We start from the raw sequence: 13,870 nt of genomic DNA on the forward strand, positions 1-13,870 counted from the left end.
TGGATATTTATGCGCTAAGCCCTTATCAGACCTACACTCACCGTAAATTACCCATCATTTTCCATGCTTTCGGGAATTGGCTGAGACTGTCCGATTTACACTCTCATTTGCTTGATCATTTTTCCGATCGTTAAGCCTCGTTTTTGGTACCACGCTAAGCCTCTATTTTACCTTGATCATGCTTCATGATCAGTGAGTTTTGTTTGGAACAATGATCAAGCAAATGTTTATTGGTCTTCAGCGAGATCAGGGTTTTGAGTGATTTCACGTTGATCGTTGTGCTTCGAAAATACCGCTTTCTTGTGATCATAATGAAATTGATCGATTTCATCATCGTTTTAGCTTGTTTTCATGTTTGGCGCTAAGCAAGTTGATTTTAGTATGAAAGATAGTCAAATACGCACTCACCGTAAAATAGCCAGACATTATCACGCTTCCGGTGAAAACGAACCATATTGGGATTTACATTGTAAAATAGTGACGCTGTAACACTTTTATTTTGTCACTTATTTCAAGTTAATCACCTTCGATGAGCATCAAAAATCCAATGAAAAACGTCGGTTTTTTGCTCTTGTTAATGCTTTATGCTGAGATAAATATCACATGGTGTTGTTCAGCTTTTTATTGTTTTGGTGTTTTTTTGCTGTACAATAAAGCAAAATGTTTCAAGGTGAATAAAGACAATGAACAGGGAACAAACCATAGACAACTTGCTCAATATCGCCGAGCAGACGAAACAGGTCCAGGCGGACCGTATTGAGATTGTATTGGAAGAACGCCGCGAAGAAGCGTTTCCCCCAATGTCAAAGGCATTGATGGAAAGTCGCTCAGGCCTAACCCGTCGTAAGCTTGATGATGCAATTTCACGCATGGAAGCCAATGATCATCAATTTACGAAAAATAACGCCAACCATTATTCCATTAGCTTGGAAGAAGCGCACAAGTTGATGGAAGCGACCAAGAAGCCTGCTTTTTATGAACGTGAGGGTGCCGGTCGCAAGCCGTGGATTGTCAATGTCCAGAACCAGAAAGGTGGAACGGGCAAGTCGATGACAGCAGTTCACCTTGCTGCGTGTTTGGCGCTTGATCTCGATAAGCGTTACCGTATCTGTTTGATTGACCTTGATCCACAGGGTTCATTACGTCTATTCCTTAACCCGCAGATCAGTGTGGGGGATCAGGAAACCATCTACTCCGCAGTCGATGTGATGCTGGAAAATGTGCCAGAGGGTCAGGTAATCGACAAAGAATTCCTGATGGGGAATGTGGTGATGCCTACCCAGTACCCAAACTTGAAAACCATTGCGGCGTTCCCTGAAGATGCGATGTTCAATGCTGACGCGTGGCAGGATTTGGCTGAAAACCAGGACTTGAACATTGTTCGCCTATTGAAGGAAAAGGTGATCGACCCGATTGCCGACGAGTTCGATATCATCATGATTGATACCGGCCCGCACATTGATCCTTTGGTTTGGAACGCCATGTATGCCTCCAATGCCTTGATTATTCCATGTGCTGCCAAGCGTCTTGACTGGGCATCGACAGTTAACTTTTTCCAGCATTTGCCTACAGTTTACGAGATGTTCCCCGAAGATTGGCATGGTTTGGAGTTTATTCGCCTGATGCCGACCATGTTCGAGGACGATAACAAGAAGCAGGTTTCGGTACTGACCGAGATGAATTACCTGCTTCGTGATCAAGTCATGATGGCCACGGTACCGCGTAGCCGTGCTTTCGAGACTTGTGCCGATACCTACAGCACTGTGTTCGACCTAACGGCAGCCGAATTTGAAGGGGGTAAGAAGACCCTTTCGACAGCGCAAGAAGCGATCCAACGTGTTGGCCTGGAGTTAGAGCGCGTAATGCACTCTCACTGGGCTAACCTGAACCGGGAGTAATTAGCGGATGGCGATTAAAACCAAAGATCTGAATGCACGCTTGTTTGGCAAAGCGGACAAGCGTCGCGCGACAACGCCGACGGAAGCTCAGACTGCTGCACGCGACAAGGCGTCGGTGATTGAGCTGGCAGTTGCCGGCGAGGAAACTGTTGCGTTTGAATTGGTTAAAATCCAGGCTAATCAGGTTGCTGATAAAACACGTGTTTTTGCTGAAAATGCCCGTGAACAGGCTTTCCTGAACGAACATGCACTGGCTGATATCCTAAACACGCTTAAAGATCGAGGTCAGCAATACCCTGCGGTAGGCCGCTGGTTAGACGATGGTAGGATTGAAGTCCTCGATGGTAGCCGCCGTCGCATGTCGTGTATCCTGGCTGAGAAGGATTTCCTTATCTATGTCGGTAAGGGAATTAACAGCGAACATGCCAAATTCTTGTCCGATGTGGCCAATGCCCACAAGCCTTTATCGCTTTTCGAGCGTGGTAAGGAAATGCAGGCGTTGCTTGACGGTGGTAAAGTTGCCGATCAAAAAGAGTTGGCGAAGTACTGCCAGTGCAGTGAGGCCTTGGTCAGTGGTGCCTTGAAAGCGGCATCGTTGCCAATGGAATTGTTGATGGCATACCCAAGTGTTGGTGAGCTCGGTCGTCCAACGATTGTTAAACTGCACCGTTTGTTCTTTGGGCTCAACAAAGATCAACAAAAGCTGTTTGTTAGCGAGATCTCATCCGGCGATGAGGCGATGTGGAAGAGTATTGATGCTTCTGGCATTACGCGGATCACCCGTGAAGTGACAAGCAAACTTGAACAAATCGGTGAGACGCTACAGCCTAAAGTCGAAGTCGAGAAACCCAAACCGCAGGATTTGATCAAAGGCAAAATCAGCTATTTGCGCGATGGTGATAAACTGCAGCTGAAACTGAAAAAGCTGACTGAACGCCAGGCGGATGAAATCCTCTCTTATCTGGCTGACTACCTCAAATAATCGTCGGCGCTTGTATCGGGTAAGTGCCCAAAGCCAAGGCCATTGACGATTATTCCTGTAAAACCACGCTCTAGGGCGTGGTTTTTTTCGCACCGTTATCGGCATATTGGTATTATCAGGTGTTGTTTGCCATTGAGTCATAGCATGTCCCAACTTTCTCATTTTTGTCGTATGCTCGCAGAGCGTGCGGCCCAGCAAAATATCCGCCATCTTGTTGTCGCAAAGGGCTGTAAAGTGTGGTCGGAAGAAGTGGTTGCAGCCTTCAGCCAGTATTATGCGGATCAACTTTTCTGCGGCGAACCATTATCTGATGGTTGCGAAAGTATTCCTTTCAAAAAGGCCAAGCTATGGCTAGGACGTGAATGCCAGATGCTTACGATCAATGGTCATCAAGGTTTGGATGCCCAAGCCCTTGGTGCTTTATCTGGCACCGTGGTTGGCGGTGGGATCCTGCTGCTGCTATTACCGGATGAATGGTTTGAGAATACTGGTTCTAAGTTTAACCATCGGCTTAATCTGTTGCTGAAAAAGCCGGATGTTGTCTGGTTGGAATCGGGTCAAGCTTTGCCGACATTGCCAGCTAACCGTAATGCTATTCAGCGCGATTCAAACGGAGCTGCAACCTCTGAGCCAGAACATTCAGCTGCAAGCACAGAAGCCTTACCTTTTGGCGCATTGACCACTTGCCAAGTGGGTGCGGTTGAAGCTATTCGAAAAGTAGTCACCGGTCACCGCAAGCGCCCGTTGGTATTAACCGCGGATCGCGGCCGGGGCAAATCGGCGGCTCTCGGTTTGGCAGCGGCCAGTTTATTGGCCGATCGTAATATCAAGATTGTTGTTACGGCCCCTTCCTACCTTGCGAGCCAAACGGTATTCCGACATGTCGCTTTGCAGTTCGGGCTGCCATTTTCCGATCAAAAGCGGCTTGAGGCAGGCAAAGGCTGTATCGAGTTTATTGCCCCGGATGCTTTACTGTCTGAGCTCCCATCTGCTGATGTGGTGATGGTTGATGAAGCTGCGGCTATTCCATCTCCTGTGCTGCAATCTTTGTTGCAATCATTTAATCGACTGGTTTTCTCCAGTACTGTCCATGGTTATGAGGGTACAGGCCGTGGCTTTGCGGTTAAGTTCCGCCAACAACTTGATAATGTTATGCCACAATGGCGTGGCTTTGAAATGAAGCAAGCTATCCGTTGGGCTGACAATGATCCTTTGGAGCAGTGGATTTTCACTGCGCTACTACTCGATGCAGAGATTGTGACTGCCGGGCTTGATCCTCAAACTGCGCATTACGAATATCTGGATAAATCGGCGTTGCTTCATTCATCGGTTTTGCTTTCTTCTTTATTTGGCCTTCTGGTCAATGCCCATTATCAAACCTCGCCGGCAGATTTGGTGAATTTGCTTGACGATGATTCGCTCCATATTTGGCTATGCCGCAATGGCGATCATGTCCTAGGTTGCTGCTTGGTTGTTGACGAAGGCGGTTTTAGCCAAGAACTCGCCAACCAAGTTCAGCTCGGAACAAGACGACCTCGTGGCCATTTATTGGCTCAGTCTCTTGCTGCCCATTTAGGTATTGCCGAAGGGGCCACTCAACGCTCGGGGCGTATTCTTCGTATTGCTGTTCATCCCGAGTTCCAGCAACAAGGTGTTGGCCAGCAATTGCTGGGCTTTGTTCGGGGCTGGGCACAAATGCGTTATGACTTTTTAGCAACCAGTTTTGGATATCTTCCCGAGCTCCTGCACTTCTGGCAGCGCGCGGGCTATCAGCCGGTTAGGTTGGGGTTACAGAAAGATGCGGCAAGTGGCTACCCTTCTCTGATGTGTGTGTTGCCAATCAGTGATTGTAGTCAGCGCTGGTTTCCCAATGCCCGGTTATTATTCTCTTCAGGCTTAATGGCAAATGCCTGCGAAGCTTACAGAGAGATGCCAACCGATGAGTTCGTGCCTCTGTTGATCGATGTAGCTTCACTCCAACCTGCTCCGGTATCATTGCCGAGTGAGTGGGTTGAGCAACAACTGCGTTTATTTGGTGCTGGCGGGTTGGGATATGAATTGGTGTTACCCGCATTGCAGCAGTATGTCTGGCAGCGGCTGACGGACCCAGATACCCCATCAAATTTTTCATCATTGGCATTGGTTGTTGCTAAAGTCATCCAGCGTAAACCTTGGGGTGATATAGTTAGTCAATTCAATTTCACCGGCCGTAAGCAAGCAGAGCAAGCGCTACGTGATATTGTCAGTGCTGATATCCAGAAAAATTCTTAGCAAGGAGCAAGTAATGAAATTTGTTGTTGATACCCATAGCCACACTGTTTCAAGTGGCCATGCTTACAGCACGGTATTAGAAAATGCAGCTGCAGCAGCACAGAAAGGTCTACAGCTGTTATGTGTGACTGACCACGCTTCATCAATGCCTGGTGCTCCTCATTATTGGCATTTTGCTAATCAGAAAGTACTGCCTCGTTTTCTTCATGGCGTGGGGGTCTTGCGTGGTGTCGAAGCAAATATCATGAACACTGACGGTGAGATTGATATCTTGCCTAAAGTTGAAGATAACCTTGACTGGATCCTTGCCAGTTTTCATGAACCGGTTTTTGCTCCCTCATCGCGAGAAGCTCATACCCAAGCGTTGCTCAATGTGATCCGCTCTGGTCGGGTCGATGCGTTGGGCCATTTAGGCAATCCGAATTTTGATTTTGATTTCGAGCGAGTGTTAGTTGCTGCAGCCGAAGCCAATGTGCTTATTGAGATCAATAATTCTTCATTGTCGGGGTCTCGTGTTGGCAGTCAACCTCGTTGCGAACGTATTGCAGAAATTGGAAAAGAAGTGGGCGTGATGTTCACTACGGGTTCTGATGCACACTTTGCTTACGATGTCGGTAAGTTTGATTCTGCATTGGCTTTATTTGATAAAGTGAAAGTGGATGAATCGAGTATTGTCACGACAAGTGCTTCTCGCTTTTTGGCATTTCTTCATCGACGTGGCCGTTCGCCAATTGCTGAATTTCAGTCATTACGTTAACCCAATTTACACTGTAAATTTCTGTGTTGATTTTTCTCATTGAAGGTGGCGTTAGCCGCCTTTTTTATTGTCCAAATTTACACTGTAAATCCTAGTTTAGAGACCATTGTGATCAAGATTTGTATTCATTTGACTTGTTGACTAGGGTTATAGAATCCCCGCAATATTTGTGGCCAGCGTGGGAGCCTGCCATCCTACCTGTTTTGCTCGTTATGGCAGACATAAAATAATAATAAGGAGAGAGCATGAGTTTGGTTAAAGATTTACCCCCAGCGCTAAAAGAAATGTTTCATCCTTCCATTTGCCATGATGCTGATGTTGATAAGTGCTTTTCAGTAGGGCGTGGCGGTATTGCTGGCCGGATCTACGGTCATTTGCTCAGCAGTGGTGAGACCATTGATAGCCAAGATTATGGTGTGAAGGTCACGGCCAATCGTCTGAGCCGTCAGTGCATTTATATCGAATCTGCTGCCGCGTTGCCACTAACTGCCTGCTATCAGTTATACCTGCAACCGGTGGGCATGCTGGAAGGATTCCTGAGAAAAGACGCTATCTCAGTTAATAAGAAGCATCCTTCGCATAACAGTTATATCTTCGTAACTGACAGTTGGCTCAGTGAGCAACAGATTCGAGCAATTGCTCTGGTCTGATGAGTTAATTAATTTCTTGTAAAAATGCATATGCAATCTATTGTTTATGGTAATAATATAGATAGTTTTCAGATAAAAGTGTGACTTAACAGATACTTGGTAACTGTTTCGTTACTGTACTATTGAGGAGCTACCATTACGTTTTAGTGTTCGCTAATAGCAGGAAAAAGGAGTTGATATGGCAGATCTTTTTCTGCGTATCTCTGATGATGGACAATCAGTGTTATTCGCGGCGCTCCCCGGCCATGAATCGGTTCCGACAAGGGCGTTGTTACTAGAGCAGCTCCATATTCTTGGGGCTGATTCATTCTACTTATTTGAAAAAGCCATTGATTCGGCATTGGCAATTACTGTCCAAGATGCGGAGCTGGAGGCTGTTGGCTCTGACTTGCCGTCTATTGTTATCGCAGAGCGGCGCAATGCAAGCTTGGTTGTCAAAGCTGAGCCTGATTTCATGCGTGCATCAATTACCGTCACGGCTCCTTTTGGCGGGGCGCCTCTCACAGGATCAGACATACTCGAAGCCCTCAAGCAAAACCGTATTGTTAAAGGGATCCGCAAAACCCAACTTCAGCAGTTACTTGAACAAACCCAGCAACTTTCTCCCGGAGAGAAACTGACGCTCCCTATTGCCTTTGGTCGTTTACCCGAACATGGGCGAGATTCTCGATTTGAAGCGCTAGTCGAAGATGCCAGCCACCGTATCCTTAAGCCGCAAGCTTCTGATGATGGCAAGGTGGACATGCGCGATTTAGGCGAACTTATTACCGTCAAAGCGGGCCAGCCATTGATGAAACGCATACCGGCTACTGATGGTGTGCCCGGTTTTACGGTTCAAGGCAAGGTATTGCCTGCCAAGCCAGGTAAAGACAATGAGTTCCAGCCCGGTGAAGGAACAGTGATCTGCGACCATGATCCGAATCTATTACTGGCGGAACAATCCGGTATTCCCGTGCGTAAACCTCGGGGGATGCAGGTTGATGAAGCCTTGACTCTCACTGGGGTTAATGTAGCAACTGGGCATATTAATTTTGATGGCAGCATATTGATCAGCGGTGATGTGACTCCTGGAATGCGTGTTTCTGCGACTGGAAATATCACGGTGGCTGGATTCGTCGAATTGGCAGAACTCAAAGCGGGTGGCGATATCTCAATTATTAAAGGGATAATTGGCCGTAAGCAACATGACGCCAAGTTAGCTTGTACGATAGAAGCAAAGGGCAATGTGACCAGTAAGTTTGCCCAGTTTGCTGAAATTACCTGTGGCCAGAATGCGCAGTTTACCCTTCATGTGTTGCATAGCGTGATACGGGCAGAGGGTGAAGTTATCGTGATGGATCAGTCCAAGCGCCATGGCTCATTAAGCGGTGGGATCACCGAAGCGGGGTATAGCATTCGTACTGTTAACCTCGGTGCACTTGCTGGCATCCCGACAGTGGTCAATGCGTTTACCAAGTTTGAGACCTTACAGAAGCAAGTACAGGACAAGCACCGAGATTACCAACTAGAGATCCAGAATGTTGAGAAGATAAGGCAGGCACAGCTTAAGTTGCTGAAATTGCCTGAACACAAGCGACCAGCGGAGCTAAGTGAGCGTATTCAGCACGCTGCCGAGCAGCATAAAACGCAAATCACTTATCTTGAAGCTGACTATCAGCAGTTGCGCGATGAGTATGAGGAATTACGCTCTCGCGTCATGATCACTGCGGTTAACCGGCTCTATTCCGGCGTGCAAAGCCGGTTAGAAAAAGAAACACTGCTTATCGACCAAGACCACGGCCCCTCCAAGCTCCATATATCTGAACAGATCTTCCAGTGCACCCCCCTTTAAATGATCGTATTGGATTTACAGTGTAAATTAAATTTACACTGTAAATCACAATCAAAATTCACTGACTAATACTGGCTGATGAGTACGGCTACTGAACACGTAGATTAGCAGACTTGAACGCTCGTCTATCTTTCTGTGTCTGCTCGGTGTAGAAACCCTGGAATCCGCTCACGAACAGATCAGACAATCTCTCTAGCTGCGTTTCAGTTTCTACCCGAGTGGCAATCGTCATGATATTGAGGCTGTGCGCTGTACGGCAGATGGATGATAGTAGCTGCTTCTTCAGTTCATCATTCAGCTGATGGGTATAGGAATAATCAACCTTTGCATAGTCGGGACGGAATTCTTCCAGGTAAGCCAGCGATTTAAAATAGCGACCATAACCATCGACTCCATATTTGAACTTATAGAAACGAATGGCTGAACACAGCAAGCTGCAGGCATCTGGCGTACGGATGAAACAGGTTTCAGGGATTTCGAAATGTAGGCGCTCAGCAAGATGCGGGTTTCGCGCAAGTGCTTGGTCGAGCCATCGGTTGAAAGCCGGGTCGGTAATACTGTTGGTGCTGAGGTTGATGGCAAATGGGCCTCGGCTCGGGTCTGCATTGAGAATATTGATATGATGGGCGATGACATGCTTATCCAGCAGCATCCCTGCTCCGACATCTTCGATAGCCCCCAAGAATTGGTTGGCATGGTAACGTGATTGCTGAGACTTCAGTGAAGAGAATACCTCGAAATGGTATTGCTGCTGGCGCTCATTGATGACGGGCTGATACTTGTAATCCATGGCATTGTTTTCGATTGCTTCGAGTAATAAAGACTTCCATTGCTGTTTGCCGAAGCTGGGTACTTGGTGTTGTTTTTTGGCTAGTTGGATTGGCTCAGCAGGATTTCGGGTGGCCTGCGCCAAGATATTATCTAGCTGGCCTAGGACGTGGCTAGCATTGCTGGCCTGTTCGATGATCAACAAACCGAGAAAGACACTGTCGGAGGTATCACCGCGATAGGCCTTCTCCTGTCGCTGATGAACCTTCTGCATGTCTTTGGCGATGTGCTGGAGTTTTTCTGTGGAAATATTCGGAAGCAAAACAGCGAACTCGTCATAAGATAATCGGGCAAGATAAACTTGTGCATGGACAATGTTGCTGTTGAGATCCTCTGCAAGCTGACGGGTAAAGCTGTCGCCTTTTTCAAAGTCATTCTGCTGGTAGACTTCATCGAGCAAGGTCGATTTAAGTAAGATCAGACCGCCCTGCTGGGGGGTATCGAGCCAGGCGTTGAGTTGGTTGATGAAATAGTGTCGGTTACCCAAGCCAGACACTTTATCCTGATAGGCCTGCGCTTTGAGTTTGTTGGCCTCAAGGGCCTGTTGCCTGAAAATATCATCCAGCTGTTTTTTGAAATGCCCCCGCATGTTTACCCATGCCTGGGCTTCGAGACTATTGAGTACTATATCGGGGAGCTGCTTATTCAGCGAGGCCGATTGCTGCGCAAGTTGGCTAAGTGGCAAGAGTTTTCGTTTGAAAACAAAAAATAGGGTCAGCATCGAAAACAGATAGAAGCCAATGCCCATGGAAGCGCCGGGTATAAATTGTTGGACGAAGTTATGGCTGATGACTCCGATGGGCATTGAGGCACTATAGCTGATGGCCTGGCTGCTGTTAACTAGCTGTGTCCGTTGTACCGATAGGTCAGGCCAGAACGCAGCCGTACTGAATGATAGCGCAGCTAGTGTTGGGTCTGAGAGCACAGTACCTGTCAGTTTATCTCGCGACTGGTCTGGTAGCGTATTCTTCGTTGGCCCAGTAAATGAAGAAGTGCTGGTGTACTGCTCGTTGGTAGCCAATACATGTATCCGTGTTTCCACTAGCGGTGAGACGAGGCTCAGCTGCGCTAGTATAGCTGGGTAATCTGGTTCGTTGGTTTGCTCTGCACCGGCCTCAACGCGCGTACGCTCAAGTTGGTGTTCAATATAGGCAGCATGAGAGTTAAGCTGCTGTTGAGTCACGCTGACTAGGGTGGATCGGATCCCCATGGCATAGAGAGCAAGGAAACATAGCAGCATTACGGTTAGGCAGCTGGCAATCCAAGCATAGGTATAGCGGAATAAATTCATAGTTTATCTCAGCAAGCTTGAAGAGAAATAGGTGTATGGAAGCGTTCAGGCGACTGAGGGTGTCAATTCGTGCTTTGCATAGGAGTAAATTACCAAACTTTATTGGTAACTCGTTGTTTTGCTGTATGAGAGATATTGTTTTCGGAAGATGGTTCGAAGAAACCTGCAATGCCGCCACAGGTTACATTCGTGTTTGACCCATGGCGACATAACTTGGCTTGCTAGGCTTTAAATTCGTTCTTGTCGATGTGGTATTTCTTCATCTTGTCATACAGTGTTTTGCGTGCCAGCCCCAACTCCTGCTGGACTTCTTTGAGCCGACCATGATGCCGGTTAAGGGCATCATGCAACACTTTACATTCGAAATCGGCTACCCGATCTGCCAGCGTGGCCGTTTGCGCTTGCTGGTTAGGATCATGGTGCTGGGGCTCAATCGCCTTGGCGCCCATTAAGGCATATCGTTCGGCAAACAGTCTTAGTTCACGCACATTGCCGGTCCAGCTTTGCTCTGCCAACCACTGTTCAAGCTGGTTATCGATATGAGGAGGCTCAAGGCCAAAACGACTACAGTCCGTTCGCAGGAAATTGTGGAACAGTAAAGGAATATCTTCCTGCCGCTGGCTGAGAGGCGGCAGATCAATGCTAATGAAGCCCTGCTTGAAATAGAGGTTATGGAGGAAGCCGGTTTGGCATTGTTGGTGGCTGTCGCTGTCAGCACTGACAATAACCCGGACTGCCTTGTCGGCTTTGCTTATAGACTCGATAAAATGCAGCAGCGTAGGTTGTAGTTGAGAGGGTGTTTTGTCAATGTGCTTGAGATACAGTGTTGCGAAAGTCACTGCTGGCTTGGTTGTGAGTTCGCTTAGCTGGGATTCTGCGCCTGTAGAGTCGCAGTCAATGGTCAGAAAAGGCTGTTGAGGCTGCAAGCCATGGTCATGGACAAAACGGGCGACCAAGGCTTTGCCGCAACCGCTCGGGCCGTGGATAAACAATGGCGCATACGTTTTTGACTGATGGGCCAAGATCCTTCTTAGCTGTTTTATGGATGGGGCATTACCCAAGATCCGGGGCCCCGGTCCACTTTGGACTTCAAGCTCTCGTCGTAGATCCCTATTTTCCATGACCAGCTCGCGTTTCTCGCTAGCGCGCTTCACCACATCAAGCAGGTGCTCGGTTGAAAACGGTTTCTCCAAAAAGTCATACGCGCCCTGTCGCATCGCTTCCACAGCCATTGAGATATCCCCGTGCCCGGTTAGCATAATTATCGACAGCTCGGGATCCAAGGCCAGCGCCTGCTTGAGAAAGGTCAGGCCATCGATACCCGGCATATTGATATCAGAGATGATCACCCCGGAAAATTGATTAGTGAGTTGCTCAAGAGCGGGCTTGGCACTGGCAAAAAGACTGACGTCATAGTCCTCGAGTTCAAGGGTCTGGCCGAGGGCGTCGCGGATGGACTTCTCGTCATCTATAAAAATGACTGGGATATTCATGGGTTGATCTCGCTATCTATTGGCAAAGTCACTGTAAACTCGGCACCGCCACCGAGGTGGTCGCCGATGGTGAGTGTGCCTTGGTAGGCATCGATAATCCGTTTGGAAATGGTCATGCCAAGGCCTAAGCCATCTTCCTTGGTGGTATAAAACGGGGTAAAAACCTGTTGTTTTTGTTCTGGGCTCAAACCGGGGCCGTTATCCCATACTCGGCAGAGCGCACGGCCTGCATGGGCTTCGAGGGTAATGCCGATTTGCGGCTCGGGCTGATCGTTGAGCGCCTGCAGGCTGTTTTGGATCAGGTTGACCAGCACCTGCTCAAACTGTACGGCATCGATATTGATAACCATGTCTTCGGGGAAATCTTCGAGCCGCAGTATTACGCCTTGTTTGATCAGCGCACTGCGCATCAAAGATAATGCCGAGCGGATGGAGTCGGCAGCATGGGTACGCAAGGTGGTTTGCTGTAAATTACGTTTGCGAGCAAACACTTTGAACCGGGCAATAATCTCTGCAATTAACGTATTTAGTTGGATAATTTCATCGAGATTGCGACCAACGGTGTCGTAACGCTGTTTTGCCAGGAGCTTGCGGCTATTCTCGGCATAAGTACGGATCGCTGCCAACGGTTGGTTAATTTCGTGGTTGATACTCGCCGAGAGTTCTCCCAACATGGCCAGCTTGGCCGCCTGAAGCAATTCGTCCTGGGTTTGCTTTAACTCGGCTTGGCTGTGCTCATACTGGCTCAGGGTGATTTTGAGTTGCTGGTTGGTTTCCTGCAGCCGGCGGGTACGTTGGCTGACTCGTTTTTCCAACCGGCTGTTGAGGTTGGCCAGCGCGATGCGGGCACGATAAGTCTGCCACCAGGAATGTATCGCGATGCAAAGTAATGTGTAGATCAGAACAAACAGCAGTAGCACCTGCCCCATATATTCAAAGGCTTTGGTTTGTGGGGTAAAGCCGTAGATATACCAACCGGCCTTGTCCATATCGTGTTGGGCGGTGATGTAGGTTTTGGCTGGTGTGCCAGGTTGTATGCGCAATGGCTGCACGGACTCTTGGTTGAATGCCGCCAAGCTGTCCGCTTCGGTCAGGGCGTTAATATCCACCTTGCCATATTGTCGCGATTGTTTAACTTGCTGCCTGATGCCCTCGCCGAGAGGCAACAACGAATGATAGAGCCATTCGGGCTCTGAGCTATAGAAGATGATCCCCAGTTTGTCGGTAATGGCATATTCGATGTCTTCGTATTGCCAGATATCAGCCAGCAGTGAGAGGTCAACCTTGATGGTTAGTACACCGACAGGGCGATGGGCGAGCAATACCGGTGCAGAAAAGTAATAACCCCGTTTGTCAGAGCGGGCGCCGAGGGCAAAATACTGGCCGTTTTGGCCATTGGCGGCCTGCTGGAAATAGGGACGGTAGCTAAAGTTTTGTCCTACAAATGAGTCGGCTTGCTGCCAGTTACTCGAGGCCAGAGTGGTGCCGGTCATATCTATCAGGTACAGGGTGTCAGCGCCGAGGGTTTGATTCCACTGGGCGAGCAATTGGTTGACGGACTGGTGGGCGTCATTGTTGGAGGTGTCTGCGTGCTTGCCGGTGTTAGCGAGGAGAGGGGCAAGAAGACGCGGATCACTGGCAAGTACTGCGGGCAGTTGACTGTAGCGCTCAAGCTGGCTGTCTATTTTGTTGCCGAGTTGGGCCACATCGGCGGTGATATTCTCGCTAAGGTGCTGTTGAATTTGCAAGAAAGTGATCCAACCAATCAGCATGGCGCCAATACTGCCGATCAGCAGGGCGAAATAAAAGAATTGTTTTTTGCTCGACATATGAAGGCCTTTATTACCATACCCAAGACACTCTCGCTGA

Annotated in this window: 9 protein-coding genes; 6 read left to right on the forward strand and 3 right to left on the reverse strand. The window is 48.3% G+C overall.

Annotated elements, in window-relative coordinates; genetic code table 11:
- Positions 1-683: 683 nt before the first annotated feature.
- From R2X38_RS12850 to R2X38_RS12875, 6 genes are all read left to right on the forward strand, one after another.
- On the forward strand, positions 684-1,898 hold the full coding sequence (locus R2X38_RS12850; protein WP_317522641.1) for a ParA family protein: 1,215 nt from the start codon (positions 684-686) through the stop codon (positions 1,896-1,898).
- A 7-nt stretch (positions 1,899-1,905) separates the two neighbouring features.
- Positions 1,906-2,880, forward strand: coding sequence for a ParB/RepB/Spo0J family partition protein (locus tag R2X38_RS12855; protein WP_317522642.1), 975 nt, complete (start codon positions 1,906-1,908; stop codon positions 2,878-2,880).
- Positions 2,881-3,024: 144 nt separating this feature from the next.
- Positions 3,025-5,151, forward strand: coding sequence for a GNAT family N-acetyltransferase (locus tag R2X38_RS12860; RefSeq protein WP_317522643.1), 2,127 nt, complete (start codon positions 3,025-3,027; stop codon positions 5,149-5,151).
- 13 nt (positions 5,152-5,164) lie between these two features.
- The gene (locus R2X38_RS12865; protein ID WP_317522644.1) at positions 5,165-5,908 is read left to right on the forward strand and encodes a phosphatase; all 744 of its coding nucleotides are present in this window, start codon (positions 5,165-5,167) and stop codon (positions 5,906-5,908) included.
- 245 nt (positions 5,909-6,153) lie between these two features.
- Positions 6,154-6,558 (forward strand): hypothetical protein, encoded by a 405-nt coding sequence (locus R2X38_RS12870; protein ID WP_317522645.1) that lies wholly within the window; start codon positions 6,154-6,156, stop codon positions 6,556-6,558.
- Positions 6,559-6,736: 178 nt separating this feature from the next.
- On the forward strand, positions 6,737-8,389 hold the full coding sequence (locus R2X38_RS12875; RefSeq protein WP_317522646.1) for a FapA family protein: 1,653 nt from the start codon (positions 6,737-6,739) through the stop codon (positions 8,387-8,389).
- Positions 8,390-8,477: 88 nt separating this feature from the next.
- On the opposite strand, the gene R2X38_RS12880 is transcribed toward R2X38_RS12875, so the two are convergent.
- The 3 genes from R2X38_RS12880 to R2X38_RS12890 form a co-directional block, all read right to left on the reverse strand.
- The gene (locus R2X38_RS12880) at positions 8,478-10,508 is read right to left on the reverse strand and encodes a GGDEF domain-containing protein (RefSeq protein WP_317522647.1); all 2,031 of its coding nucleotides are present in this window, start codon (positions 10,506-10,508) and stop codon (positions 8,478-8,480) included.
- 221 nt (positions 10,509-10,729) lie between these two features.
- The gene (locus R2X38_RS12885; RefSeq protein ID WP_317522648.1) at positions 10,730-12,001 is read right to left on the reverse strand and encodes a sigma-54 dependent transcriptional regulator; all 1,272 of its coding nucleotides are present in this window, start codon (positions 11,999-12,001) and stop codon (positions 10,730-10,732) included.
- Positions 11,998-13,830 carry an ATP-binding protein gene (locus tag R2X38_RS12890; protein WP_317522649.1) on the reverse strand — a complete coding sequence of 611 codons (1,833 nt, stop codon included), beginning with the start codon at positions 13,828-13,830 and terminating at the stop codon, positions 11,998-12,000. The genes R2X38_RS12885 and R2X38_RS12890 overlap by 4 nt, the downstream gene beginning before the upstream one ends.
- Between the last annotated feature and the right edge of the window lie 40 nt (positions 13,831-13,870).

Source organism: Photobacterium rosenbergii, from assembly GCF_033022775.1.
Lineage (GTDB): Bacteria > Pseudomonadota > Gammaproteobacteria > Enterobacterales > Vibrionaceae > Photobacterium > Photobacterium rosenbergii_A.

Coding starts and splice junctions, on each gene's coding strand:
- R2X38_RS12875 (WP_317522646.1), top strand. CDS start 6,737: ATGGCAGATCTTTTTCTGCGTATCTCTGATGATGGACAATCAGTGTTA.
- R2X38_RS12850 (WP_317522641.1), top strand. CDS start 684: ATGAACAGGGAACAAACCATAGACAACTTGCTCAATATCGCCGAGCAG.
- R2X38_RS12865 (WP_317522644.1), top strand. CDS start 5,165: ATGAAATTTGTTGTTGATACCCATAGCCACACTGTTTCAAGTGGCCAT.
- R2X38_RS12880 (WP_317522647.1), bottom strand. CDS start 10,508: ATGAATTTATTCCGCTATACCTATGCTTGGATTGCCAGCTGCCTAACC.
- R2X38_RS12855 (WP_317522642.1), top strand. CDS start 1,906: ATGGCGATTAAAACCAAAGATCTGAATGCACGCTTGTTTGGCAAAGCG.
- R2X38_RS12885 (WP_317522648.1), bottom strand. CDS start 12,001: ATGAATATCCCAGTCATTTTTATAGATGACGAGAAGTCCATCCGCGAC.
- R2X38_RS12890 (WP_317522649.1), bottom strand. CDS start 13,830: ATGTCGAGCAAAAAACAATTCTTTTATTTCGCCCTGCTGATCGGCAGT.
- R2X38_RS12860 (WP_317522643.1), top strand. CDS start 3,025: ATGTCCCAACTTTCTCATTTTTGTCGTATGCTCGCAGAGCGTGCGGCC.
- R2X38_RS12870 (WP_317522645.1), top strand. CDS start 6,154: ATGAGTTTGGTTAAAGATTTACCCCCAGCGCTAAAAGAAATGTTTCAT.